Origin of the sequence: Bradyrhizobium sp. 138 (genome assembly GCF_023074075.1) — a bacterium.
Classification (GTDB): domain Bacteria; phylum Pseudomonadota; class Alphaproteobacteria; order Rhizobiales; family Xanthobacteraceae; genus Bradyrhizobium.
Genome location: NZ_JADPKT010000070.1, coordinates 25,989 through 51,630, shown reverse-complemented (window position 1 = coordinate 51,630; position 25,642 = coordinate 25,989). Strand labels below are relative to the sequence as shown.

Genomic DNA, 25,642 nt, shown 5'->3' with positions numbered 1-25,642 from the left:
CTTTTCGGAAAACCGCTGCGCACTTTTCCGGATCATGCTTAGTTCGCCGCCTTGCAGTCCTTGGCATAGCGGTCGCCGTAATTCTCAAACACCTTCTGCACGATCTCGGTCTGGAACTTGCCGTCCGGACGCTTGGCGACTTTGGTCAGGTAGAAATCCTGGATCGGATAATTGTTGTTGTTGAACTTGAAGGTCCCGCGCAGCGAGGTGAAGTCGGCCTTCTTCAAGGCGGCGCCAACGGCGTCCTTGTTGGAAAGATCGCCCTTCACGGCTTTGACGGCGCTGTCGATCAGCATCGCGGTATCGTAGGCCTGGGAGGCGTAAGTGCCGGGAACGCTGTTGTAGGCGGCCTCGTAGGCGGCCACGAACTTCTTGTTCTGGGGATTGTCGAGATTGGGCGCCCAGTTCGCGCCGCCGAACATGCCGACGGCCGCGTCCTGCTGCGCCGGCAAGGTCGATTCATCCACCGTGAAGGCCGAGAGCACCGGGATGCTGTCGGCGAGGCCGGCCTGCCGGTATTGCTTGACCAGATTGACGCCGAGGCCGCCCGGCATGAACGTGAAGAGTGCATCGGGCTTCTGCGAGGAGATCTTGGAAAGCTCCGGCTGGAAGTCCAGCGTGTTCAGCGGCATGTAGGATTCCTCGACGATCTCGCCCTTGTAGTCGAGCTTGAAGCCCGCCACCGAATCCTTGCCGGCCTGATAGTTCGGCACCATCAGGTACATCCGCTTGTAGCCACGGTCCTGCGCGACCTTGCCGAGGATCTCGTGCACCTGATCGTTCTGATAGGACGTCACATAGAAGAATGGATTGCAGTCCTTGCCAGCAAAGGTCGACGGGCCCGCATTGGGGCTGATCAGGAAAGTCTTCGATTCCGTGATGGGTCTGTGGATCGCCTGCAGGATGTTGGAGAAGATCGGGCCGATCACGAAGTCGACCTTGTCGCGCTCCAGGAGGCCCTTGACCTTCGTCACCGCCGCATCCGGCTTCAGTTCGTCATCGACCACGACGACCTCGACGTCACGGCCGCCCATCTTGCTGCCGAGATCCTTCACAGCAAGTGCAAAGCCGTCGCGAACCTGTTGACCAAGCGCGGCCGCGGGCCCCGACAGGGTCACGATCACGCCCAGCTTGATCTTCTCCTCGGCGAGGGCAGGGGTCATCGCGGTGCCAAGCAGCACGGTGGCTGCGGCCAAGGTCATTTGCATCTTCATGATCTGTCCCTCGTGACTATCGGCGCGCGTTGCAGGCCGAGTACTCCAATCCAAGCTTATGCCGATGATGGCTGCCGCGGCAAGCAAGCTCAAGGCGTCGCCATCCGAGCGGGTAGCGCGCATGCAAGCGGCGCGCCAGTTATTTGAAGCTTAAAGAAATTCATGTTCGGTCGATTGTTGCAGCTTTGGACTTGCGGCCGGCTTCAATTTATTTGAAGCTCAAAATGTTGGGGAATCCGTGCCGGCGCCAATGCCCGCCGAGAGTGACTGCACCGAGATGCTCGATTCCGAGACCAAGGCCGTCGAGACGCCGGAAGACCACGCCGACGAGCTTCGGCTGTGGTTGCGCCTCCTGACCTGCACGACCCTGATCGAGGGCGAGGTCCGCGGCCGGCTGCGGCAACGGTTCGACGTCACGTTGCCCCGCTTCGATCTGATGGCGCAGCTCGACAAGGCGCCTGATGGCATGACGCTGTCCGATGTCTCCAAGCGCATGATGGTGTCGAACGGTAACGTCACCGGTCTGGTCGAGCGCCTCGTGGAATCCGGCCATCTCGACCGGCGGACGTCCGAGACGGACCGTCGTGTCCAGGTGATCCGCCTCACGAAACTCGGCCGCGCCGAGTTCCGCCGCATGGCCGCGGAACACGAGACCTGGATCGCCGATCTCTTCGCCGATCTCACGCCGAAGGACGTGCGCGAATTGATGCGCCTCCTCGCCAAGACCAAGGCGTCGGCGCAGAAATCGGCCGCGCGCCGCCGGCCGTAAGCGCCGCCCTATCCTTTTGCCGCAGGAAAAAGCACGGGATGCCCAAAATCCGCTATTGCGCCAAATTGTTTTAAGCCTAAAATGTTTTCAGATCGTGCTGCCGGGTGCAATCCATGCTGAAAGGAGCGTGCGATGGCCAACGCCGCCAAGGTTCAAGTCACGGGCTCGGATGACGGCAACGCCGCGACGACCCATGTCGATACGTTTGCGCAGCAGCATCTGCCGCCGCGCGAGCTCTGGCCCGACTTCATCTTCACGCGGCCGGAGCTGAACTATCCGCCACGATTGAATTGCGTCAGCTACTTCCTCGACCGCTGGGTCGAGCAGGGCCATGGGGACGCCCCCTGCGTCATCAGTCCCACCGTCAGCTACACCTATCGCGAGCTGCAGGCGCTCGTGAACCGCATCGCCAATGTACTGGTCGGCAAGCTCGGTCTCGTCACCGGCAATCGCGTGCTGTTGCGCTCTGCCAACAATCCGATGATGGTTGCGACCTATCTCGCGGTGATCAAGGCCGGCGGCATCGTGGTGGCGACGATGCCGTTGCTGCGTGCCAAGGAGCTGTCCTATCCGATTCAGAAGGCGGAGATTGCGCTGGCGCTCTGCGACGGCAAACTCTCCGAGGAGATGGAGAAGGCGAAGGCCGCAGCGCCCGGTCTCAAGCAAGTGGTCTATTGGGGCAACGGTCCTGGCGACACACTCGAAGCGCTAATTGCCGACGCGAGCGCGGAGTTCGAGGCCGTCGATACCGCCTCCGACGACGTCTGCCTGATCGCCTTCACGTCGGGAACGACAGGCGATCCCAAGGGCACCATGCATTTCCATCGCGACATGCTCGCGGTCTGCGATGGCTATGCGCGCAATATCCTGCGGGCCGAGCAGGCGGATCGCTTCGTCGGCTCGGCGCCGCTCGCGTTCACGTTCGGCTTCGGCGGCGTGCTGTTTCCGATGCACATTGGTGCCTCTTTCGTGGTGCTGGAGAAGACGACGCCCGACGACATCCTGACGGCGATCGAGCAGTACAAGATCACCGTCTGTTTCACGGCCCCGACCGCCTATCGTGCCATGATCGGCAAGCTTGCCGGGCGCGATATTTCCTCGCTGCGCAAATGCGTCTCTGCCGGCGAGACCCTGCCCAAGCCGACCTTCGACGCCTGGTTCAAGGGCACCGGCATCAAGTTGATGGACGGGATCGGTTCGACCGAGCTGCTGCACATCTTCATCAGCGCGACGGAAGACGAAATTCGTCCTGGTGCCACCGGAAAACCCGTGCCGGGCTATGAGGCCAAGATCGTCGACGATGATGGTCATGATTTGCCGCCGGGCACGATGGGCAAGCTTGCAGTGCGCGGGCCCACCGGCTGCCGCTATCTCGCCGACGAGCGCCAGCGCAAATACGTCCAGAACGGCTGGAACATCACCGGCGACACCTATCTGATGGATAGCGACGGCTATTTCTGGTACCAGTCCCGCTCCGACGACATGATCGTCTCGGCCGGCTACAATATCGCGGGCACCGACGTCGAGGCGGCCCTGCTCACGCACCCGGCGGTCGCCGAGTGCGGCGTGGTGGGTGCCCCGGACGAGGCGCGCGGCATGATCGTGAAGGCCTATGTCATCGCGGCGCCCGGCGTGACGCCTGACGCGCAGCTCGTGGCCGAGTTGCAGGAGCATGTCAAACGTGAGATTGCGCCGTATAAATATCCGCGCGCCATCGAGTTCGTGACGCAACTCCCGAAGACCGAGACCGGAAAATTGAAGCGCTTTGCCTTACGGCAATTGGCGCAGGCCGCCGTGACGTCCTCAGGCGTCGCGGCGGAATGAAAGGATGAAGAATTGTCCGTGACGACGCCGAAAGGCCCGCAGCTCGCCGTGCTGCCGACCGCAGCCGAGGATGACAACGGCTCACGGGTGCAGGTGCTCCAGCCGTCGGGGTGGCCGATGCCGAAGGGCTATGCCAACGGCATGGCCGCCGAAGGGCGCATCGTCGTCACCGGCGGGGTGATTGGCTGGGATGCCGAGGAGCGGCTCGCCGACGGCTTCGTCGCGCAGGTGCACCAGACCTTAAGCAACATCGCCGCGATCCTGACGGAGGCCGGCGCGCGGCCAGAGCATCTCGTGCGGTTGACCTGGTACGTCGTCGACATGGACGAGTACCTGTCCAACCTGAAGGAGCTCGGCAAGATCTACCGTGCCATCTTCGGCGCGCATTACCCCGCGATGGCGCTGGTACAGGTGGTGCGCCTCGTCGAGAAGGCGGCGCGCGTCGAGATCGAGGCCACCGCCGTCATTCCGCGCTGACGCAGCTCGGCTTGGCCAAAACGATCATGCTCAAACAACAATCCAAAGCGTGATGACAATCATCCCGATCTCATAGCGCTTTAGGCCTCAGGCTCGGAACTCGGCGCGAGGTCCGCGGAGCGGAAGGGCTTGGTCTTGTCTAGTTTCCGGTAGGCCGCTGAGGCCGTCTGCAACAGCTTCTTTTCCCGCTTGCGGTCGAGGAAGCGATTGCTCGCATCGACGCCAGCGCCGTTCAACGACGCTGCCAGCGCTTGGCCTCGTGCATCGTCGTTCAATTGTCCGAGCGAGCGTTGCGCCTTGCGCAATCTCTTCAGGATGGACTTCTGTTTCGTCAGCGATTCCCCGGCAAACAGGTCCTGGAGCGACTCGATCGAATAGGTCATCCGCTTGTTGAGAAGCCGCAGCTTGTGGCGTTTCTCGACGTCGAGCTTGCGGAGTTTTCGCGCTGTCTTGAGCAGCTTGGTCTCCCACGCGGTCAGCCGCTCCGTCGCGTGATCGGCGAGCGTGCAGCGGCGTAATCGAATGGCCTCCTTGCTGCGCCGGGTCGACCAGGGACCACTCTCGATCCAGGTCGAGGTCTGCTCGACAAGGCGGCGATACCGCGCGGATTGCAGTGCGCGCGCCAGCAGGCGGTGGCTTTCGGTGCGCTTCTCGTCCCAGTGCTGGAGCTCGGCGATGACGGCGAGCTCGTCGCCGCTCTCGGCGACGACCCGCTCGATCGCCACGTCGAGGTCCCGCACCATGCCGAGCTGGCTGTTGAGCCATCTCAGTTCGGCCCAGACATTTGGGCGCAGAGCGTCGTCGACCATCGGCGAGAAGAAGCGGATGGCGGTGCGCAGATGCGTCAATGCGATCCGGATCTGGTGCAGCGCGTCGGGATCGCCGCGGCAGGTGCCGTCATGCTGGGCGAGGACGGCATCGAGGTGGCGGCGCGCGATGATCCGGAATGCGGTGTCGCAGGCCATGCCGGGGCTGAGGCGGGCGGGCAGGGCATTGCGCCGTGTCGCCGGCTTGGCATGCTTGGCGGCCGTCGAGCTTGTGGTGGGTCGCGACATTCTTGCCCGCGTCAATCGGATTGCCTTATTTGCCCCTCAGCGATCGCGTCCCGGCAGTTTTGGAGCGTTTGCTCTTGTGTCCCGGATGCATCGATGGTCGCCCAACCGACGTGGCCGATATTATAGTGCTCCTGCAGCGCGGCAACCTCTTCCGTGGCGTCGGATGCGTCTCCCCGGCGGCTTCCGATCCGCATCTGCCGGGTCGCGAGGTCGGCAACCAGGAATAGTCCGTTCAGCGGCACGTTGCGCTCGCGCGCGAGTGCGGCGATAGCGTCCCGTTCGTCCTCGCGCGCGAACACGCCGTCGATGATCGTCGAATAGCCCTGCGCCAGCACCCGCCTGGTATGCTGAGCGAGCGTATCGTAGACGCGGGCCGCGTGCTCCGGTGTGTAAGCGGACGGCGGCAGGCGGTGCGTCTCCTCGACCCCGAACATCCGCTTACGGACAAGGTCGCTGCGCAGCACGACGGCTCCCGGAGCGGTGCGACGACGGGCGCGAGCGCTTGCGCCAAAACCGTCTTGCCGGTGCCTGACAATCCGCCGACCGCAATCAGGTGCGGAGCGGCAGGATGGATCAGCGTTCTGGCGAGGTCAAAATAGCGCCGCGCCTGGTCCAGAATGTCGGGATCATCGGAATGCGGCGGCTTCAGCCGCGCCAGGGCCACCTGGGCGCGGATCGCCGCCCGGATGGACATGAACAGCGGCAGGGCCGAGAGCGCGTCGAGATTGTCCGCCGGCGTCGCGGCGAGATAGCGGTTCAGGACGATGTTGGCCGCGTGTGGCTGATCGTGGTGCAGCAGGTCCATCAGCGTGAATGCGAGATCGTAGAGCACGTCGACGGTTGCCATCTGCGCATCGAATTCGATGGCGTCGAACAGCACGGGCCGGTCCTCGATCAAAACGATGTTTGCGAGATGCAGATCGCCATGGCAGCGGCGCACGAAGCCCTTCCGGCCTCGCTCTGCGAGCAGGGGACGAACACGCAGGAATGCCTGGTGCGAGGCTTTGCCGAGCTCTTCGATATCTCCCGCGTCGAAATGGCCGCCGGCTCGCAGACCGTGACTGTTGCCGCCGATCAAGGCGGGGATGGAGGCGACCCATGCTTTGCCGTCCGCGCGGGCCGCCGCGCCGTGCGAAGCCACGATCGCGTCAGCGGCGGCGGAAGCGAGCTTCGTATCCAGCGGGCCGGTCTTTGCCAGATGATCCAGCGTCCGGTTTTCGTCGAAACGCGACATGTCGACCGCATATTCCACCGGACGGCCCTGGCCATCGACCTTGAATGATCCGTCCGGCTCCTCGGTGATCGCGACGACGCGGTGATAGATCTGCGGAGCCAGCGGCCGGTTGACCCTGATTTCCTCCTCGCACGCGGCCTTGCGCTTCTCGAGCGTCGAATAATCGAGGAACGGAAACTGCACGGCGCGCTTGATCTTCAACGCGCGTTTGCCGTCGAGGAACACCGAAGCCGCGTGCGTGTCGACCCGCTTGACGTCCGGATGCTCGCCGGAATGGGTGAGCGCCGCAAAGATCCGGTCCTGGGTCGCAGAATCGTCTGTCATTCCTGGCACATCCAGATGCGTCGGGAGGCGGTTCGCCCGGCGATCAGGGTAACCCTTAGGAGCGGATCGCGGCCAGTCCTTGACGTCGATCAACGCCCGACGCCGGCTGCCCGGGGCGGAGTTCCCCGTGGCTTGACGAGGATCAAGCGTCTCGACGAAAGCCGGCCTATTGTGGCGGGTAAGGAGAATCCCGATGCCCATCAAGGATGTCTTTCTGCCGCTTGTCGGCCAGCCGCGCGGGCCGGCCCTGGTTGCGATCGAGAAATGTGTGGCCGTCGCCGCCGACCTCGGTGCCAGGATCACCGCGCTCGCGCTCGAGGACGAGGTTTACCAGCGGCCGAAGGTGATGCTGCCCTACGATCGCGAGGCCGCGGAGGCCAGCAGTTCGCGCGAGGCGAGCGACACGCAGCAGCTCCTCAATGCATTCACCAATGCGACATCCCGCGCCAATATTCGTGCCCGGAGCCGAACGGGCAAAGTGCCGGCGGACCAGGTCGCGGCGGTCCTGGCCGAGCACGCTCGTTTCAGCGATCTCACGCTGCTTCCCGTGAAGCCGCATGACAACCGAACGGAGAGCATTGTCGAAGCCTTTCTGTTCGGATCCGGCCGTCCGCTTCTGCTCTGCCCGGAACATCTCGCGGACGAACTTCGTCCTGAATTCGAGAACGTCATGATCGCCTGGGATCACTCCGCGCGTGCGGCACGCGCGGTCGGCGACGCGCTGCCGGTCCTGCAGGCGGCCGCCTCGGTTCGCGTGGTGACGGTTGCGGATGACAAGACCGAAGCGATCGTGCAATCCGGAACAGCCCTCGTCGATCATCTTAGGGAACACGGCGTCCACGCCTCGTTCGAAACGGCCAAGGGCAGCGGCAGCTCGATCGGCAAGGTGCTGGGAAGCTGGGCGAATTCCCATGGCATGGATGCGATCGTGATGGGCGCCTATCATCATTCGCGCCTGAACGAGATCGTGTGGGGCGGTGTGACAAAGACCGTCATTGGCCAGCCACCATGCTGGGTTATGATCTCGCACTAGGCTCGCCACCTTTTCAGCCTGATCGTAACCATCGGAACTGCGGCTGACCGGGCGCATTTGCTTTCATGTCAACCTATCGTCTGAACAATCTGCTGGCGCCCCGTTCAGTTGCGCTCGTCGGCGCAAGCGCCCGTCCAGTCTCGGTCGGACGCGCCGTCCTGGAGAACATTCGCAAGGCCGAATTCAAGGGGCGGTTCGGCCTCGTCAATCCACGCCATGCCGAAATCGGCGGCATCGCCGCGGTGAAAAGTCTGGACCGGTTGGAATTCGTGCCCGAGCTCGTGGTCATCACCGCGCCCGCGCGTGAGATTCCTGATATCATCGATCGGGCCGGGCGTCGCGGCTCGGCCGGCGCCTTGATCGTTTCGGCCGGACTCGGCCATGGACCGGGATCTCTGCACGAGGCTGCCATCGCCGCGGCCCGCAAATATGGCATGCGGCTGATCGGGCCGAATTGCCTGGGCATCATGATGCCCGGGGTCAGCCTGAATGCCAGCTTTGCGGCACATATGCCGGGGGCGGGCAGCCTCGCGTTGATCTCGCAATCGGGCGCGATCGCTGCCGGCATGGTGGACTGGGCTGCGCAGCGCGGCGTCGGCTTCTCCGGCATCGTCTCGATCGGCGATCAGATCGACGTCGATATTGCCGATCTGCTCGACTATTTCGCGATGGATCACAAGACGCGCGCGATCCTGCTCTATATCGAGTCCATCAAGGATGCGCGCAAGTTCATGTCGGCGGCGCGCGCCGCCGCGCGCGTGAAGCCCGTCGTCGTGGTGAAGTCCGGCCGCATGGCGCAGGGCGCGAAGGCAGCCGCCACGCATACCGGCGCACTCGCCGGTGCCGACGCCGTCTACGACGCGGCGTTCCGCCGGGCGGGTGTGCTGCGCGTCTCCGATCTGCGTGAGTTGTTCGATTGTGCCGAGACACTCGGCCGCGTCGAATCGCCGACGGGAAAGCGTCTCGCCATCCTGACCAACGGCGGCGGCATCGGCGTGCTCGCCGTCGATCGACTGGTCGAGCTCGGTGGAATTCCGGCGACCATCTCGGCGGAGGCGCGCAAAACACTCGACGCGGCGCTGCCGCCGACCTGGTCCGGTGCAAACCCCGTCGACATCGTGGGCGACGCTGACGCCGCGCGCTACGCGGCGGCTTTGGAGGTGCTGCTGGCCGACCGCGACAATGACGCGGTTTTGGTCCTCAACGTGCAAACGGCGATTGCCTCGGCGACCGAGATCGCCACGACCGTGACGGAGCTCGTCGGCAAATATCGGAAGGAGCATCGCCGCTGGGCCAAGCCCGTTTTGGCGGCCTGGGTCGGCGCCGATCAGCACATCATTCAGGCACTTTCCGGCGCCGGGATGCCGAACTATCCGACCGAAGACGATGCCGTGCGCGGCTTCATGCATCTGGTCCGGCATCGCGAGGTGGTGGAGGAGCTGAGCCAGGTTCCCCCCGCCATGCCCGATACGTTCGTTCCGGATGCGAGGGGAGCGAGGCAGATCGTGACCGCAGCGATCGCGGACGGCCGTGAATGGCTCGAGCCTGTCGAGATCAAGCATCTGCTCGAAACCTACGACATCGCGATGGTGCCGACCTATGCGGCGACCGATGTCGAGCAGGCGGTGGCCTATGCGAAGGAAATCTTCGCACAGGGCGGCACAGTCGTGCTGAAGATCATGTCGCGGGACATCATCCACAAATCCGATGTCGGCGGCGTCGTGCTCAACCTGACGACGCCGGAGGCCGTGCGTGCGGCCACCTCGGACATTCTCGCCCGGGCGAGAAGGCTGCGGCCCGAGGCCCGCATCGGCGGCGTCATCGTCCAGGCGATGGTCGTCAAGGCAAAGGCGCGCGAGCTGATCCTGGGCCTCGCCGACGATCCGACCTTCGGCACGGTGGTGGTTTTCGGCCGCGGTGGGACCGCCGTAGAGATCATCAACGACAAGGCGCTTGCGCTGCCGCCTCTGGATCTGCAGCTGGCCCGCGATTTGATCGACCGTACGCGCGTGTCGCGGCTGCTAAAAGCCTATCGCGACGTGCCGGCGGTCAAGCAAGATGCCGTGGCCATGGTGCTGGTCAAGCTGGCTCAGATGGCTGCCGACATTCCCGAAATCCGCGAATTCGACATCAATCCGCTGCTGGCGGACGAAACCGGCGTGACCGCGGTCGATGCCCGTGTCGCGGTCGGGCCGCCGCAACGGAAGTTTGTCGGCTCCGGCCCGGCCAATTTCGCCGTTCGCGCCTACCCGTCGCAATGGGAACGCCGCCTCAAGGTCAAGGACGACTGGCGCATCTTCGTGCGACCGATGCGTCCCGAGGACGAGCCGACCATCCACGAATTCCTGCGGCACGTCACGCCGCACGACCTTCGCCTGCGCTTCTTCGCCCCGATGAAGGAGTTCACCCACGAGTTCATCGCACGCCTGACCCAGCTCGACTACGCGCGCGCGATGGCCTTCATTGCATTCGACGAGGCCACCGGCGAAATGGTCGGCGTGGTCCGGCTTCATTCGGATTCGATCTACGAGAGCGGCGAATACGCGATCCTGCTACGGTCCGATCTCAAGGGCAGGGGGCTCGGCTGGGCCCTCATGCAGCTGATCATCGACTACGCGCGGTCGGAAGGGTTGAAAGTCATATCGGGCGACGTGCTCCAGGAGAACGCCGTCATGCTCGAAATGTGCCGGGGCCTCGGCTTCGAGGTCAAACCGGATCCCGCCGAACCAGACATCTGCGACGTCAGGCTGAAGCTCTGAGCGCAGACGAGACGCATCGCTTCTTCAGAGCGCTGTGACTTTCCCAGATTTGATCTGAGTCAATCGGCTTTGGCACAGTGCAGTAAAATGCAGCTGCGCGGTGGACTCGGCCCGGCGTCGGGGGCAGCCGGCGCGGGGAGCGGTGGATGAAGCCTTCCGTGGTCACGATCGAGCCGAACGGGCATTTCTGCAACGATTGCGCCGTGCGCGGAGCGGCGGTTTGTTCGTCGCTGGATGCGGCCGAGCTCAGGGAATTCGAGCATCTGGGACGCCGCGTTCATTTTGACTCCGGCCAGACCGTGTTCTCCGAGGAGGACATCACCACCTCGTTCTACAATGTGCTCGAAGGCGCCATGCGGCTGTACAAGTTGCTGCCTGACGGCCGGCGGCAGATCGTGGGCTTTGCCTTACCCGGTGATTTCCTGGGGATGAACATATCCGGCCGGCACAATTTTTCGGCCGATGCGATCGGCGCGGTGACCGTGTGCCAGTTCGGCAAAGCGCCGTTCGGCCGCTTCAGCGAAGACCGGCCGCTTCTGCTCAAGCGGATCAACGAGTTGGCCATTCGCGAGTTGAGCCAGGCACGCGACCATATGGTCCTGCTCGGCCGCCGCTCGGCCGACGAGAAGGTCGCGACCTTCCTGCTCGGCTGGCGTGATCGGCAGGTCGCGCTCAAGGCGCTGTCCGACACGGTCCCGCTTCCGATGAGCCTCAGGACATCGCCGACTACCTCGGCCTGACCATCGAAACCGTCAGCCGCACCTTCACCAAGCTGGAGCGTCACGGTGTGATCGAGATCATTCACGGCGGCATCAGCCTGCTCGATCCTGCGCGCGCGGAGGCGCTGGCCGCAGCCTGACCGATCCGTCCGTGACGCCCTGACTTTTTGATCTCGATCGATGACGCCGGGCGGCCGCGGCAAATAATGCCCCAAACCATCTGGGAGGAGCATGATGCCCGCTGACGCATTGCTGATGGCCATTGTCGTCGTCGCGATCTTCGTTGCATTCGCCGCAGCTCTGGCTTGGGCGGACCGGCAAACCAGCCCCGGCCGGCTCGATCCGGATTCCAAGCGCTGAAGAGGCCTGGACGCGCCACCGGCCGACGCTCGTCCGGCCGGCTCTTGCCAGCGCCTCAACGCAATCGCGACTTGCGCTGCCTGCAACTCTGCATCGATTAAAACGCATCGGCGCATCCTTCGGATGCGCCGTTCCGGCATGACCGCGGCTTTTTCGCGGCATTTGCCTCAAACCGCGCGCGTGCTTTCCGGTTGAAAAGCCTGATAACGTTGACTACGCAGGAACCTCAGTGCCTCGTAGTCTTAGGAGCCCAACGGCGTGCCTCAGGACAAGACCGGCGACCCCCGACAGTCGGCGGGCAACAAATTATCGGTCCTGCGCAAGCACCCGATCTTCGCGGATCTGGAGCCGGAAGCGCTCGATCAACTCTGCCGCTACGCCAAGCACACCAGCGTGAAGCGCGGCGCGACGATCGCCGCCAAGGGCGATCCCGGCAACAATCTGTTCGCGGTGATCACGGGGACAGTCAAGATTTCCTCCTCGTCGCCCGATGGAAGGAACGCCATTCTCAATCTGATCGGTCCCGGAGAGATTTTTGGCGAGATCGCGGTGCTCGACGGCGCGCCCCGGTCGGCGGATGCGACCGCCAACACCAATTGCGAGCTCTACATCATCGATCGCCGGGACTTCCTGCCGTTCGTGAAGAGCCAGCCGGCCCTTGCGATGAAATTCATCGAGCTGCTCTGCGCGCGTCTGCGCTGGACCAGCCAGCAGGTCGAGCAGGTGATCCTCCAGAACCTGCCGGGCCGGCTTGCGAGCGCGCTGCTCGGTCTCACCGAAGAGCGCAAGTTCGACTCCGGCAGCGGCACGCTCGCCATCACGCAGCAGGAGATCAGCGAGATGGTGGGGATGACGCGCGAGAGCATCAACAAGCAATTGCGTGCCTGGGCCGGCCGCAACTGGGTGCGCCTCGAGCACGGCGCCATCGTCGTGCTGGATATCGATGCCCTGCGCGAGCTTGCCGAGAGCGGCCTCGACGGCGAGTGACAGCGCCTGCCTAACTGTCGATGATGGCGACCGCGCGGGTCCAGCCCGCCGAGGCGCATTCGATCTTCACCGGGAAGCATGAGACCGTGAACCCTGTCGAGGGCAATTGATCGAGATTGTGCAGCTTCTCGAGATGGCAATAGCCGATGTGCCGTCCCGCCTTGTGGCCTTCCCAGATCAGGCCGGCATCCTTCGTCTCGGCATATTTCTTCGCGGTGTAGACGAACGGCGCGTCCCAGCTCCAGCCGTCAGTGCCGGTCAGCCGCACGCCGCGTTCGAGCAGATACATGGTGGCTTCATAGCCCATGCCGCAACCGGAATTGACGTATTCGGCCTTGCCGAATTTGGCGCCGGCACTGGTGTTGACGACCACGATTTCCAGTGGTGACAGCGTGTGTCCGATGCGTTTCAGCTCCTTCTCGACGTCGTCGGCCCCCGCCACATAGCCGTCGGCCAGGTGCCGGAAGTCGAGCTTCACGCCGGGCTGAAAACACCATTCCAGCGGGACCTCGTCGATCGTCCATGACCGCTCGCCGCGGTTCATGGTCGGATGGAAGTGCCAGGGCGCATCGAGATGCGTGCCGTTATGGGTCGACAGCGAGACCTGTTCGACGGCCCAGCCCTGTCCGTCGGGCAGATCCTGCGCCTTGAGACCGTCGAAGAACTGCAGCATCCGGGGCAGGCCCTGCTGGTGATCGATATACCGGATCGTCGGATGGTTGCCTGGCGGATCGGCCGTCACGTCGTTTCGAAGCGGCGCCGAGATATCGATCAGCTTCCGCGGCATGGGCATTTCCTCAACATGGTCCGCTGTTTCCAATATCTTGAGGGGCCTCCATTGGCGGCGTCAAGTCACGGGGCGGCGACGTCGGCCACCCGCCGTACCCGCCATAATGCGAATTGCGTCGGAAATTGATCGATGCAACTGTTGCATCGATCGATGCCGGAATTGGCTTGGACAGAGAATGCCGCCCGCCCTAGGGACGACTTGGCGCTTGACTTCACGTCAGAAGTGGAGCGACCCAAGCCGGCCCGCAGCCTGCCCGACAACGACATAATCAACCCTGGAGGAAAGCCCAGATGAAGACACTCACCGGTATCGTCACAGCCGTCGCGCTGGCGCTCTCGGCGCCCCTGGCGACCGCGCGCGACTTCCGCTCCGCCGACGTTCATCCCGCCGATTATCCGACCGTCGAAGCCGTCAAGTTCATGGGCAAGCAGCTCGCGGCGGCGAGCGGCGGCAAGCTCGGCGTCAAGGTGTTTCCCAATGGAGCCCTGGGCTCGGAGAAGGACACCATCGAGCAACTCAAGATCGGCGCGCTCGACATGATGCGGATCAACGCATCGCCGCTCAACAACTTCGTGCCCGAGACCGTTGCCTTGTGCTTGCCCTTCGTGTTTCGCGACACGCAGCACATGCGCACCGTGCTCGACGGGCCGATCGGCGACGAGATCCTGGCGGCCATGGAGCCTGCTGGCCTGGTCGGCCTCGCCTATTACGATAGCGGCGCCCGATCCATTTATACCGTCAAGGCTCCGGTCAAATCGCTCGCCGATCTCAAGGGCCTGAAGATCCGCGTCCAGCAGTCCGACCTGTGGGTCGGCATGATCCAGAGCCTCGGTGCCAACCCGACGCCGATGCCGTATGGCGAGGTTTATACCGCGCTGAAGACGGGCCTCGTGGATGCTGCGGAGAACAACTGGCCCTCCTACGAATCCTCGCGCCATTTCGAGGCCGCCAAGTTCTACAACATCACCGAGCACTCCCTGGCGCCGGAAGTCCTCGTGATATCCAAGAAGGTCTGGGACACGCTGAGCAAGGAGGACCAGGCAATGGTCCGCAAGGCGGCCAAGGAATCGGTGCCCGTCATGCGCAAGCTCTGGGACGAGCGTGAGCAGGCTTCACGCAAGACGGTCGAGGCGGCCGGCGTCCAGGTCGTGACGATCGCCAATAAGGCGGAGTTCGTCGACGCGATGAAGCCGGTCTACCAGAAGTTCGCGGGCGACGAGAAGCTCCAGAGCCTCGTCAAGCGCATCCAGGGCACGAAGTAAACATGGCAGGGCCCGGCGTCGCTGCGAGGTGACGCCGGACCTTCGCAAGGAGGCGCGGGATGACAGACCCACACGTCGCAGATCATGAGCATGAGGCGGTCGGACGACCGTCCGCGGGCCTGCTGTCGCGGATCAACGCCCCCGTTGCTCGCGCCGGCATGTATCTGTCCGTGACCGGACTGATCGTCATCGTCACCATCGTGTTCTATCAGGTATTCGGGCGTTACGTCCTCAACTCCAGCCCGACCTGGACCGAGAACCTCGCGCTGGTTCTGATCCTCTATGTCACGCTGATCGGCGCCGCCGTCGGCGTGCGCGATGCCGGTCACATCGGTATGGATAGTCTGTTGGTCATGCTCCCGGATCACATGCGCGAGAAGATCGAGCTCGTGATCCACGTCCTGGTGGCCGTCTTCGGCATTGCGATGGCCTACAACGGCTGGATCCTCGGGGCCTCGGTCGGAACCGTGAAAATCCCCAATCTCGGTCTTCCCGAGATCATCCGCTATGTGCCGCTGATCGCCTCCGGCGTCCTCATCGTGTCTTTTTCAATCGAGCACATCATCGCTCTCCTCCGCGGCGAAGAGGTCGTCCCCTCATGGAACTGATCATCCTCGGCGCCACCTTCTTCGGCTTCCTGATCCTCGGCGTCCCGGTCGCCTTCGCCATCGGCCTGTCGGCGATCTGCACCATTCTCTACGAAGGTCTGCCGGTCGCCGTCATCTTCCAGCAGATGATGTCGGGGATGAACATCTTCTCGTTCCTCGCGATTCCCTTCTTCGTCTTCAGCGGTGAGCTGATGCTGCATGGCGGCGTCGCCGACAAGATCGTGCAGCTCGCCAAGAATCTCGTCGGCCACATCCGCGGCGGCCTCGGCATGTCGAACGTGGTCGCCTGCACGCTGTTCGGCGGCGTCTCCGGATCGCCCGTGGCCGACGTGTCGGCGATGGGCGCGGTGATGATCCCGATGATGAAGAAAGAGGGCTTCGACACCGACTACGCCGTCAATGTCACCACCCACGCCTCGCTGGTCGGAGCCCTGATGCCGACCAGCCACAACATGATCATCTATGCCTTGGCCGCCGGCGGCAAGGTCTCGATCGGCGCGCTGATCGCAGCCGGCCTGCTGCCCGCGATCGTGCTGATGGTTTGCATGCTGGTCGCCGCCTACGCAGTCGCGGTGAAGCGGGGTTATCCGGCTGGCAAGTTCCCGGGCTGGGCCCAGGTGTTCCGCTCGCTCGCGGCCGCGCTGCCCGGCCTTCTGATTGTCGGCATCATCCTGACGGGCATCCTCTCCGGCGTCTTTACGGCAACCGAATCCGCCGCCGTCGCGGTCACCTACACGATCCTGCTGACCTTCCTCATCTACCGCACCATGACCCTGCAGAACTTCCTGCGCGCGGCGGCCAAGGCGGTGAAGACGACGGGCGTGGTGTTGCTGCTGATCGGCGTCTCCACCATGTTCCAGTATCTGATGGGGCTTTACGAGGTGGCGGATCTCGCCGGCGCGATGATGAGCAAGGTGTCGACGCAGCCCTGGGTGATCTTCCTGCTCATCAACGTCATCCTGTTCGTGCTCGGCACGTTCATGGACATGGCGGCGACCATTCTGATCTGCACCCCGATCTTCCTGCCGATCGCGATGAAGGCGGGCATGGACCCGGTGCAGTTCGGCATGCTGATGCTGATCAACTGCGCCCTCGGGCTCAACACGCCGCCGGTCGGAACCACGCAGTTCGTGGGCTGCGCCATCGGCGGCATCTCGGTCGGTGCGGTGATGCGCACCATCCTGCCGTTCTATGCCGCGCTGATCGCAGCACTGATGTTCGTGACCTACGTCCCTGCATTCTCGCTGTGGCTGCCCCGCCTGCTGATGGGCTACAAGGGCTAGCAGCACCAGGGAGAAGCTATCAGTGACGGACTATCGCAAGCTCTTCGATCTCACCGGCAAGTCTGCAATTGTCCTCGGCGCCGCGTCCGGCATCGGCAAGTCGTCGGCCGAGGCTCTTGCCGGGTTAGGGGCCCGTGTCGTCTGCGCCGATCGCGCGCTCGACGCTGCGGAAGCGACCGCCGCCGGCATTCGCGACAAGGGCGGCTGGGCGGAGGCCGCTAGCTGCGACGCCGCGAGCGCGGCGGACGTCAATGCGCTCGCCCAAACCGTGATGCAGAAGTTCTCGCGGCTCGACATCGCCGTGACGACGCCCGGGCTCAACATCCGCAAGACCATCCTCGACTACACCGAGGAGGATCTCGACCGCGTCATCAACCTCAATGTCAAAGGCACGGTCTGGTTCTTCCAGGCCTTTGGCCGCATCATGGTCGCGCAGAAGGGCGGTAGCATCATCGCCTGCTCCTCGGTGCGCGCGGTGACCATCGAGCCGGGCCTCGGCGTCTATGGCTCGACCAAGGCGGCGATCGGCCTGCTGGTCAAGGGCTTTGCCTCCGAGGTCGGCCACGCCGGCGTGCGCGTCAACGCGATCGCGCCGAGCATCGCCGAGACCGCGCTGACCGGCCCTTTCAAGCAGCGCCCCGACATCTACAATCTCTATGCCGGCCACACCGTGTTCAACCGCTGGAGCAGTGCCGACGAGGTCGCGACCGCCGTGGCCTATCTCGCCTCGGATGCCGCTAGCTATGTCAGCGGCAGCACGCTGTTCGTCGATGGCGGCTGGACCGCGGTCGACGGCCCGCCGACCGGGCTTACCCAGCTGCACAAATAAGGCGGCATCTAGCCGGTAAAGCCAGCGCGCTGGCGCAGCTCCCTGTGATCTGCGCCGGCCAGGAGCGCGATCAGTGCAGCAGCTTCGTTCGGATGCGCGGCCCTGGCGGTCACGCCGGCGGTGTACATGGTCACGAGCTCGCAGCCCGGCGGCAGCGACCCCGACAGCGCGATGCCGTCGGTCGCGATGATCTCGGTTGCCTGTGTGCAGCCGATCGGCCTTTGCGCGGTGGATGCCGCAAGCTCCCGCATCGCCGTTGCGCCGTTCGGAAATATCTTGAGGCGCGATGCGACCTCGTAGGCGATGCCAAGCTGGTCCAGCACCTTGGCAACGTGCTGCCCCGCCGTCGAAGCCTTGGTGTCGGGGACATAGATCGCGTCGGCACTGCGCAGCACCTCGCGTAGATCGGCCTCGGTCTTCACCGTCACCTCGGGATCACGGCTGCGGACCGCCAATGCGGTCTCGACGCGGCCGACATCCGTGATCGAGGAGGGGGTGACAAGCTGCTCCTCGGCGAGCTTTGCCAGGAGCGCCCGGGTCAGGATCACGAGATCGGCCGACGTGCCCGCGCGCAGCTTGTCGGCCATGAGGACGACCGCCCCGAATTCGCCGTCGATGCCGAAGCCGGTCTGCGCCTTGAAGGCCTCCGCGAGGCCGCGCACCAGGCCTTGCGCCGCGCCACCGCTCAAGATGTTCACTGTCGTCAAGATGCCAGCTCCGCAGCTGCGATGATCCTGTCGCGTGTGATCGGCAGATCGCGCACGCGCACGCCGAGGCAGTCGTAGACCGCATTGGCGATCGCCGCCGTCACCGGGCCGTGCGCGGCTTCACCGGCGCCGACCGGCTCGATCTCCGGCCGCTGGATGATCTCGACAACTACCGCCGGCACCTCGCTGAAGGTCAGGATCGGATAGTCTGTCCAAGAGGTCGAGGTGATGCGCGTCCGGTCGAAACGGACGCGCTCCTTCAGCACCCAGCTCGTCGCCTGAATCGCGCCACCCTCGATCTGATTGATGACGCCGTCCGGATTGATGGCCTCGCCGACGTCGACCGCAAGCGTGAGCCGCTTGACGCGGATGTCGTCGGAGCCTTCGATCTCGGCAATCACGGCGCAATATGCGCCTATGTTCTTGTAGCGAGCGAACCCGACGCCGTGGCCGACACCGGCATGCTTTGGCGGCTTCCATCCGGCACGCCGCGCCGCGGCGCGGATGGCATCGCGCGCCCGTTCGTCGCGCAGATGCCGCAGGCGGAACGCGATCGGATCTTCGCCGCGCAAGGCGGCGATTTCGTCGAGCAGGGATTCGATGGCAAACACATTGCCTTGTGCGCCGAGCGTCCGCAGCGCCGAGGTGCGCACCGGCATGGTCATCAGCCGGTGGCTGGTGATCGTCCAGGCGGGCAAATCATAGAGTGGGACGGAGTTGCGATCGCCGCCGCCGCCATTGGCCGCCGGCGGATTGGTGGAGATCATGCGCGGATAGGGGTTTGCGATCTCGGTCGCGGCGAGCAGCGCGGGTTGCGCCGCGCGCCCGGGCCGTGCGGCATGGCCGTTGCTCCAGATCGCATGGCGCCAGCCGATGATCTCGTTGTTCGCATCGAGATCGGCCTCGATCTCGATGGCCATGGCCGCACCGAACGGGGCGTGGGACATCTCGTCGTGGCGTGACCATTGCACCCGGACCGGACGGCCGCCGGCCGCTCTCGCCAGCAGCACCGCATCGAGCGCGACGTCGTCGGCCGCATTATGACCATAGCAACCGGCGCCCTCCATGTGCTCAACGACGATGTTATCCGCCGGCAGCTTGAGCACGATGGCGAGATCGGCGCGGAGCAGATAGATGCCCTGGCTGTGGGTCCAGACATGGACGCGGTCACCGTCCCATTGGGCGATCGCGCAGGATGGCGCGATCGAGGCATGGGCGATGTAGGGGCGGGTATATTGCCGGCGGAGGGTCTGGGCGGGCTTGCGTGTCGGCTCCGCCGTCCTGGCGTCGATGACGGTGGTGTCGACCGGCTGGCTCCTCAGAAAGCCCGCCAGATCGTCTTCATCGGGCAGCGGCTCGCCGGCCGACCACGTCGCGCCCTTGCGCAAGGCCTTGAGCGCCGCGTCCGCCGCCGCCTCGTTGTCGGCGACCACACCGGCGAAGCCGCCGTCGCGCACGACCGCAACGAGGCCGGGACCGGCGCGTGCAGCCTCCTCATCGAGTGCGATCAGTTTGGCGCCCGAGATATCCGGCCGCAGCACGCGACCGTGCACCAGTCCTGCCAGCGCAAGATCGTGGATGAAGCGCGGCCGCGCGAATACCTTGTCGGGAATGTCCACGCGCTGGACCGAATGTCCGGCCACGATGCGCCTATCAATGCTCTTCGCGCGCGGGTCGGCAGTGGCGTCGTGGTCGAGCGAGACCTCGCTGGCCAGCTCCCAATAACTGGTCCTGACGTTGCCCGGCCCCGAGATTGTGCCGTCATCGACATCGAGCGTCGAGACGTCGACGCCGAGACGTTCCGATGCAGCCGTGAGAAAACGCCGGCGCACCTCGGCGCAAGCGTGGCGCAGCGCGCGGCCGGATTGCTGGATCGACAGGCTGCCCGAGGTGACGCCCTCGTTCGGGCTCATCGCCGTCGAGGCGCGGATCATCTCGATCCTGGAGATATCGACATCGAGCTCGTCCGCCGCGATCTGCGCCAGCGCCGTGACGATGCCCTGGCCGATCTCGACCTTGCCGGGCGAGATCGCCACCCGACCGTCGCCGGTGAAGTTGACCCAGGACGACAGTTTTGGATTGGCCGCGAGGCTAACCGGCAGTTTCGGAGCAGGGGACGACGTGGTCATGACGCCGCCATCTCTGCAGCCGCACGCAGCACGGCGCGGACCATGCGGTTATGCGATCCGCAACGGCACAGATTGCGATCGAGGGCTGCTCTGACCTCGGCCTCCGTCGGGGACGGATTGCGCTTCAAGAGCGCCGCCGCGCTGACGAGGATTCCGGAGACGCAATAGCCGCATTGCATCGCCTGCTCGGAGATGAAGGCCCGTTGCAGCGGGTGCGGTCGCTCTGCGGTGCCGAGGCCTTCGACAGTGACGACGTCCTTGTCCGCAACCGACCACATCGGCGCGTCGCAGGAGGTTATCGCGCGGTCGCCGACCATGACATGACACGCCCCGCACTCGCCGGCGCCGCAGCCGAAATGCGCACTGGTAAGGCCGAGCCGGCCGCGCAGCACATCGAGCAGCGGCTGGTCCGGATCGGTATCGACGGCCGTCGCCGCACCGTTGAGCTGGAACTGAAGGGTAGGCATTCGCGCGACGACCTCAGGACTTGTCGAACTTCTTGACGACGTCGGCCCATTTCTCGATATCGCCGCGCAGGAACTTGTCGAACTGCTCGGGTGTCATCGACATGGGCACGGCACCTTGTTCCGTCCAGAGCTTGACGATGTCGGGCCGCTTCACCATTGCGTTGACGGCGGCATTGAGCTTGTCGATCACAGGCTTCGGCGTCCCTGCGGGCGCCATCAGGCCAAGCCAGATCGTCGCCTCATAGCCGGGCACTCCGGCCTCGATGGCGGTCGGCACGTTCGGCAGCGCGGCTGAGCGGTGCTTACCGGTGGTCGCGAGTGCGCGCACCTGGTTTTCGGCGATGTTCGGCGCCATCGCCGGGACCGCATCGATCATCATCTGCACCTGTCCGCCGATCACGCCGCTGCGCGCCTCACCGCTGTTGCGATAGGGCACATGCACGACATCGACGCCGGCCATGGCTTTGAACAGCTCGCCGGCCATGTGGTAGGGCGTGCCCTGGCCGGAGGAGGCGTAATTCAGCTTGCCCGGCTGCGCCTTGGCGAGCGCGATGAACTCGGGCAGCGTTTTGGCTGCAACACTCGGGTTCACCACGATGACGAGATCGGAAAAGTTCACCGGAGCGATCGGCGCGAGATCGCGCATCAGCTCGTATTTGCGTTTGTCGACCGTCAGCAGCGATTCATTCGCGGTCTGGGTGTTGGACATCATCAATAGCGTGTAGCCATCGGCCGGCGACTTCGCGGCTTCGACGGTGCCGATGACACCGCCGGCGCCGGTGCGATTCTCGATCACGAAGGGCTGGCCAAAGCTCTCCTGGAGGACATTGCCGATCAGCCGGGCCGCCACGTCGGCCGGACCACCGGCGCCGAAGGGCACGACGATGCGGACCGCGCGGACGGGATAGTCCTGGGCGAATGAGGGGGCTGCGGAGAGTGCGGCGAGCAGGCCGGCAGCCAATGCCGGCACGAATCTTCGGGCGATCATGCCCACCTCCCTGATATCGTTCTTGTTGGCCGGCACTGTAGCGGCAGCCGATGCGGACTGTCGACGCCTCACAATGGCGGTTGGGCCGGGAATACCCGGGCGGTTTTCGGTGTGGCCGATCCGCATTTCGCGGTCGCAGCAGGAACCGGCGGCGCGTGCGGCTTGAACAAATCGCATGGGTCTTGCCGGATAAATGCGCTCGGCCGGCAGGTATTTTGGTGTTACGAACTGGGACATGAACCAGCACGCCAAGATCGAAATCCGCCATTCGACCTGTCCGCATGATTGCCCCTCGGCCTGTGCCCTCGATGTTGAGGTGGTCGACGGCCGCAGCATCGGTCGTGTCCGTGGTTCGAAGCAGCAGACCTATACGGCCGGCGTCATCTGCGCCAAGGTCGCCCGCTACGCCGAGCGCATCCATCACCCCGAGCGGGTGATGTTTCCGATGCGCCGCACCGGGCCGAAGGGTTCGGGGCAATTCGCGCGGATCTCGTGGGACGAGGCGCTCGACGAGATCGGGCATCGCTTCAATGCAGCCGAGCGCGAGTTCGGCGCGGAGTCGATCTGGCCCTATTACTACGCCGGCACGATGGGGCTGGTGATGCGCGATGGCCTCAACCGCCTCACGCATGTGAAAAAATATTCGCGCTTCTATCAGACGATCTGCGCCAATGTCGCCCGCATCGGCTATGCCATCGGCACCGGCAAGATCGCTGGTGTCGATCCGCGCGAGATGGCGCTGTCCGATCTCGTCGTGATCTGGGGCACCAATCCCGTCAACACCCAGGTCAATGTGATGACGCACGCCTCCCGTGCGCGCAAGGAGCGCGGCGCGAAAATCGCTGCGGTCGACATCTACGACAACGAGACCATGAAGCAGGCTGACATCAAGATCATCCTGCGGCCCGGCACCGACGGCGCGTTCGCGTGTGGTGTCATGCATGTTCTGTTCCGCGACGGCTATGCCGACCGCGCCTATATGGACAAATACACCGATTGTCCCGCCGAGCTCGAGGCGCACCTGAAGACGCGCACGCCGGAATGGGCGTCTGCGATCTGCGGCGTCCCGGTGGCGGAAATCGAAGCTTTTGCGAAAGCGGTTGGCGAGACCAAGCGCACCTTCTTCCGCTTTGGCTACGGCTTCACGCGCAGCCGTAATGGTGCCACGCAGATGCACGCGGCGAATTGCATTCCCGCGGTGACCGGCGCCTGGCAGTATGAGGGCGGCGGCGCCTTCTTCAACAATTACGCGCTGTGGCATTTCAACGAATCCATCATCGAGGGCCACGACGCCATCGACTCGAGCATCCGCGCACTCGACCAGTCCAAGATCGGCCGCATCCTCACCGGCGATGCCGAGGCCCTGCGCGGCAAGGGCCCGGTCAAGGCGATGCTGATCCAGAATACCAACCCGATGACGGTGGCGCCGGAGCAGGCGCTGGTCCGGCAGGGCTTCGCGCGCGAGGATCTGTTCGTCGCGGTGCACGAGCAGTTCATGACCGAGACGGCCGAGATGGCCGACATCGTGCTGCCGGCGACCATGTTCATGGAGCATGACGATCTCTATTACGGCGGCGGCCATCAGCACATCTCGGTCGGTCCGAAGCTGATCGATCCGCCCGGCGAGTGCCGCTCCAACCACGAGGTGTTGCAGGCGCTGGCGCCGCGGCTTGGCGCGAAGCATCCGGGTTTCGAGATGACGCCGCGTGAATTGATCGACGCGACGCTGAAGCTCAGCAACCATGGCGACATCGCCGGCCTCGAAGCCGACCTCTGGCGCGACCTGCAACCGGATTTCCGTACCTCGCATTACCTCGACGGCTTTGCCCATGCCGACGGCAAATTCCATTTTAGAGCAGACTGGGCGCATCCGCCGTTCGGCGTGACGATGGGCGATTTCGACAAGATGCCTGATCTGCCCGACCATTGGGCGGTGATCGAGCACACCGATCAAGGCCATCCGTTCCGGCTTGCGACCAGCCCTTCGCGAAGCTTCCTCAACACCACGTTCAACGAGACGCCGTCCTCGCAGGCACGCGAGGGCAAGGCGAGCGTGATGATCCACCCTCTGGATGCAGCCGCTCTCGACATTGCCGATGGCGATGCGGTGACGCTCGGCAATACCCGCGGCGAGACCACGCTGGTTGCGGCGCTGTTCGACGGCGTGCGGCGCGGCGTCCTGATCGCGGAGTCCGTTCATCCCAACAAAAACCATATCGGTGGACGCGGCATCAACATGCTGACGGGAGCCGAAGCCGTCGCGCCGATCGGCGGCGCGGCGTTCCACGACAACAAGGTCTGGATCAGGAAGGCGGCGGCCTCCTAAGGCACGCATTCCGTGACGCCGTAGCCCGCGAACTCCTTCGCGATATCGGGATTCATCGACTTCGCCTGCGCGATATCAATGGCGCCGTCGCCGCCGCTTTTGCGGATGGCGATGCCCCGGCCGAACAGCGACGATGACGAGCGCGGGTTACGCTGGATCGCGTCGGTATAGTCCTTGATCGCCTCAGCGGTCCGGCCGAGCTTGAGGTTGACGAGGCCGCGGCTGTCGAGCGCATCGCTCAATCCGGGATCGATCTGGAGCGCCAGATTACAGTCGGCGAGCGCGCCCGGCAGATCGCCGGTTGCAGCGCGCGTCCAGCAGCGGTTGTTGAGCGCCTCGGCATCACGCGAATTGCGGCGGATCACGACGTCGAAATCCTGCATAGCGAGGGCGTAGGCTCGCTTGATCGCATAGACCTGGCCGCGCTTGTAGCGCGAGGCGCTGTCATTGGCGTTCGCTGCAATCTTGCGGCTGAGATCAGCGATGACCGGATCCTTGGCGAGATCGTCGGCGCTCTGGGGTGGCGCCGCTTGCGGCGCGTCGCAGACCGGTTTCTGAGGCTCGGGCTTCTGCGGAGCCGGGCCGCCGCCCGTGTTGTTCGATGGCTTGGTCACCGAACCTGCAAACGTGAATTCCGTGGTTAGCGAGGACGACAGCCACGGCACCTGCTCCCGTTTGGTGGCGGCGACCACGCCGTTCTTGGTGTTGGTCAGGGCTTGCTCGGCGCTGATATTCGGCGCGCGCATCTCGCGCAGCAGCTCGGCGACGAACAGGCCGTGATCGGTCTTGCCGCTGGCCGCGACCGCGCCGAGCGCTGCGGAGTAGAGCACGAGCGAATTGCTCGGCGCGATTGCCGGCGCAAGACCCGCCGAATAGCGGCGGAAGCGCCGCTCGAACGGGTTGCGGCGCGAGGCGTCGATCAGCGCGATCTTGATCGCGGCGCCGCGCGTGTTCATCTCGGCGAGGATGGTGTCGAGGCTGAAGCCGTCGCGCGCCACGTCCGGCTCGGTCCAGATCTGCGCGTCGACCGGAAGCAGGTAGGTCTGCCGGTTGGACTGGATGGCAAAACCGTCGAAGAAGATCAGCGCTACCGTGCCGCGTTCGATGCGGGCATAGAAGCGATCCAGCGCCTGCCGCATGGCGTCGGCCGTGAGGTTGCTCTGCCGGTCGATGACGAAGCCGTCGCGCTTCAATTCTTCGGCGACGTCCTGGGCGTCGTTGGCGACCTCGCTCAGCACGAATTCGTTGTCGGGATATTTCGCATTGCCGATCACCAGCGCGAGTTTCGCGCCATCGGCCGCGTGGCTGGCGCCGCCGCCGCCCAGCACGACCAGGCCTGCCAGCAACACCATCATTGCGGCGCGCATGAAATGGTTCATGGTGATCCAAAATCTCCGATCAGGATAACGGCGGTCACCCACAATCGGCAACCGAATTTGCGCCCACACGCTATTGGGCATTGCAGATTGCGCTTGCGCGCGCTGCCCGTCCTGCCGCA

General features: G+C 64.4%; 20 protein-coding genes and 2 pseudogenes. 13 read left to right on the top strand and 9 right to left on the bottom strand.

Annotated features, from left to right (window positions below):
• Positions 1 to 38 precede the first annotated feature (38 nt).
• Positions 39 to 1,214, bottom strand: coding sequence for an ABC transporter substrate-binding protein (locus IVA79_RS22380; RefSeq protein WP_247556711.1), 1,176 nt, complete (start codon positions 1,212 to 1,214; stop codon positions 39 to 41).
• A 250-nt stretch (positions 1,215 to 1,464) separates the two neighbouring features.
• Here IVA79_RS22380 and IVA79_RS22375 point away from each other — a divergent pair, with 250 nt between their 5' ends.
• From IVA79_RS22375 to IVA79_RS22365, 3 genes are all read left to right on the top strand, one after another.
• Positions 1,465 to 1,983 carry a MarR family transcriptional regulator gene (locus IVA79_RS22375; RefSeq protein WP_194403457.1) on the top strand — a complete coding sequence of 173 codons (519 nt, stop codon included), beginning with the start codon at positions 1,465 to 1,467 and terminating at the stop codon, positions 1,981 to 1,983.
• Positions 1,984 to 2,115: 132 nt separating this feature from the next.
• On the top strand, positions 2,116 to 3,807 hold the full coding sequence (locus tag IVA79_RS22370; protein ID WP_247556709.1) for a benzoate-CoA ligase family protein: 1,692 nt from the start codon (positions 2,116 to 2,118) through the stop codon (positions 3,805 to 3,807).
• Positions 3,808 to 3,825: 18 nt separating this feature from the next.
• Entirely contained in the window at positions 3,826 to 4,284 is a 459-nt protein-coding gene (locus IVA79_RS22365) for a RidA family protein (RefSeq protein WP_247556707.1), read from the top strand.
• Positions 4,285 to 4,364: 80 nt separating this feature from the next.
• On the opposite strand, the gene IVA79_RS22360 is transcribed toward IVA79_RS22365, so the two are convergent.
• Together IVA79_RS22360 and IVA79_RS22355 are read right to left on the bottom strand one after the other, a co-directional pair.
• Positions 4,365 to 5,339, bottom strand: coding sequence for a CHAD domain-containing protein (locus IVA79_RS22360; protein ID WP_247556704.1), 975 nt, complete (start codon positions 5,337 to 5,339; stop codon positions 4,365 to 4,367).
• 11 nt (positions 5,340 to 5,350) lie between these two features.
• Positions 5,351 to 6,897: pseudogene (locus IVA79_RS22355) on the bottom strand (AAA family ATPase).
• Positions 6,898 to 7,090: 193 nt separating this feature from the next.
• Here IVA79_RS22355 and IVA79_RS22350 point away from each other — a divergent pair.
• The 5 genes and pseudogenes from IVA79_RS22350 to IVA79_RS22330 all read left to right on the top strand — a co-directional run bounded on the left by IVA79_RS22350 (position 7,091) and on the right by IVA79_RS22330 (position 12,755).
• Positions 7,091 to 7,930: a universal stress protein gene (locus IVA79_RS22350; protein WP_247556702.1), complete on the top strand. Its 840-nt coding sequence runs from the start codon at positions 7,091 to 7,093 to the stop codon at positions 7,928 to 7,930.
• Positions 7,931 to 7,995: 65 nt separating this feature from the next.
• Positions 7,996 to 10,689 carry a bifunctional acetate--CoA ligase family protein/GNAT family N-acetyltransferase gene (locus tag IVA79_RS22345; RefSeq protein WP_247556700.1) on the top strand — a complete coding sequence of 898 codons (2,694 nt, stop codon included), beginning with the start codon at positions 7,996 to 7,998 and terminating at the stop codon, positions 10,687 to 10,689.
• A gap of 146 nt (positions 10,690 to 10,835) precedes the next feature.
• Positions 10,836 to 11,548: pseudogene (locus tag IVA79_RS22340) on the top strand (helix-turn-helix domain-containing protein).
• 91 nt (positions 11,549 to 11,639) lie between these two features.
• On the top strand, positions 11,640 to 11,768 hold the full coding sequence (locus IVA79_RS36830; RefSeq protein WP_256465649.1) for a hypothetical protein: 129 nt from the start codon (positions 11,640 to 11,642) through the stop codon (positions 11,766 to 11,768).
• 258 nt (positions 11,769 to 12,026) lie between these two features.
• Complete coding sequence (locus IVA79_RS22330; RefSeq protein ID WP_247556696.1) at positions 12,027 to 12,755, top strand: Crp/Fnr family transcriptional regulator; 729 nt, start codon at positions 12,027 to 12,029, stop codon at positions 12,753 to 12,755.
• A 10-nt stretch (positions 12,756 to 12,765) separates the two neighbouring features.
• Here the strand turns inward: IVA79_RS22330 and IVA79_RS22325 are convergent, their stop codons facing one another.
• On the bottom strand, positions 12,766 to 13,542 hold the full coding sequence (locus tag IVA79_RS22325; RefSeq protein ID WP_247556694.1) for a cyclase family protein: 777 nt from the start codon (positions 13,540 to 13,542) through the stop codon (positions 12,766 to 12,768).
• 293 nt (positions 13,543 to 13,835) lie between these two features.
• Between IVA79_RS22325 and IVA79_RS22320 the strand changes: the two genes are divergently transcribed.
• Genes IVA79_RS22320 through IVA79_RS22305 form a run of 4 tightly spaced genes read left to right on the top strand, consistent with a single transcriptional unit; the run spans position 13,836 to position 17,527 of the window.
• Positions 13,836 to 14,807, top strand: coding sequence for a TRAP transporter substrate-binding protein (locus IVA79_RS22320; protein WP_247556692.1), 972 nt, complete (start codon positions 13,836 to 13,838; stop codon positions 14,805 to 14,807).
• A 59-nt stretch (positions 14,808 to 14,866) separates the two neighbouring features.
• A complete protein-coding gene (locus IVA79_RS22315) occupies positions 14,867 to 15,415 on the top strand; it encodes a TRAP transporter small permease (protein ID WP_247556690.1) in 549 nt (182 codons plus the stop codon).
• Complete coding sequence (locus tag IVA79_RS22310) at positions 15,406 to 16,698, top strand: TRAP transporter large permease (RefSeq protein ID WP_247556688.1); 1,293 nt, start codon at positions 15,406 to 15,408, stop codon at positions 16,696 to 16,698. The genes IVA79_RS22315 and IVA79_RS22310 overlap by 10 nt, the downstream gene beginning before the upstream one ends.
• Positions 16,699 to 16,720: 22 nt before the next feature.
• Entirely contained in the window at positions 16,721 to 17,527 is an 807-nt protein-coding gene (locus tag IVA79_RS22305; protein WP_247556685.1) for an SDR family oxidoreductase, read from the top strand.
• Between the two features lie 8 nt (positions 17,528 to 17,535).
• On the opposite strand, the gene IVA79_RS22300 is transcribed toward IVA79_RS22305, so the two are convergent.
• From IVA79_RS22300 to IVA79_RS22285, 4 genes are read right to left on the bottom strand one after another with little or no spacing between them, the layout of a single operon-like run.
• Entirely contained in the window at positions 17,536 to 18,234 is a 699-nt protein-coding gene (locus IVA79_RS22300; protein WP_249816125.1) for a substrate-binding domain-containing protein, read from the bottom strand.
• A complete protein-coding gene (locus tag IVA79_RS22295; RefSeq protein WP_247556682.1) occupies positions 18,231 to 20,363 on the bottom strand; it encodes a molybdopterin cofactor-binding domain-containing protein in 2,133 nt (710 codons plus the stop codon). The genes IVA79_RS22300 and IVA79_RS22295 overlap by 4 nt, the downstream gene beginning before the upstream one ends.
• Positions 20,360 to 20,830 carry a (2Fe-2S)-binding protein gene (locus tag IVA79_RS22290; RefSeq protein ID WP_247556680.1) on the bottom strand — a complete coding sequence of 157 codons (471 nt, stop codon included), beginning with the start codon at positions 20,828 to 20,830 and terminating at the stop codon, positions 20,360 to 20,362. Before IVA79_RS22290 ends, IVA79_RS22295 begins: the two co-directional genes overlap by 4 nt.
• Before the next feature lie 13 nt (positions 20,831 to 20,843).
• The gene (locus IVA79_RS22285) at positions 20,844 to 21,818 is read right to left on the bottom strand and encodes a tripartite tricarboxylate transporter substrate binding protein (RefSeq protein WP_247556678.1); all 975 of its coding nucleotides are present in this window, start codon (positions 21,816 to 21,818) and stop codon (positions 20,844 to 20,846) included.
• Positions 21,819 to 22,053: 235 nt separating this feature from the next.
• On the opposite strand from IVA79_RS22285, the gene IVA79_RS22280 reads away from it, so the two are divergent.
• On the top strand, positions 22,054 to 24,144 hold the full coding sequence (locus tag IVA79_RS22280; RefSeq protein ID WP_247556676.1) for a molybdopterin oxidoreductase family protein: 2,091 nt from the start codon (positions 22,054 to 22,056) through the stop codon (positions 24,142 to 24,144).
• On the opposite strand, the gene IVA79_RS22275 is transcribed toward IVA79_RS22280, so the two are convergent.
• The gene (locus IVA79_RS22275) at positions 24,141 to 25,523 is read right to left on the bottom strand and encodes a caspase family protein (protein ID WP_247556674.1); all 1,383 of its coding nucleotides are present in this window, start codon (positions 25,521 to 25,523) and stop codon (positions 24,141 to 24,143) included. The two genes, IVA79_RS22280 and IVA79_RS22275, sit on opposite strands and share 4 nt — an antisense overlap.
• Positions 25,524 to 25,642 lie beyond the last annotated feature (119 nt).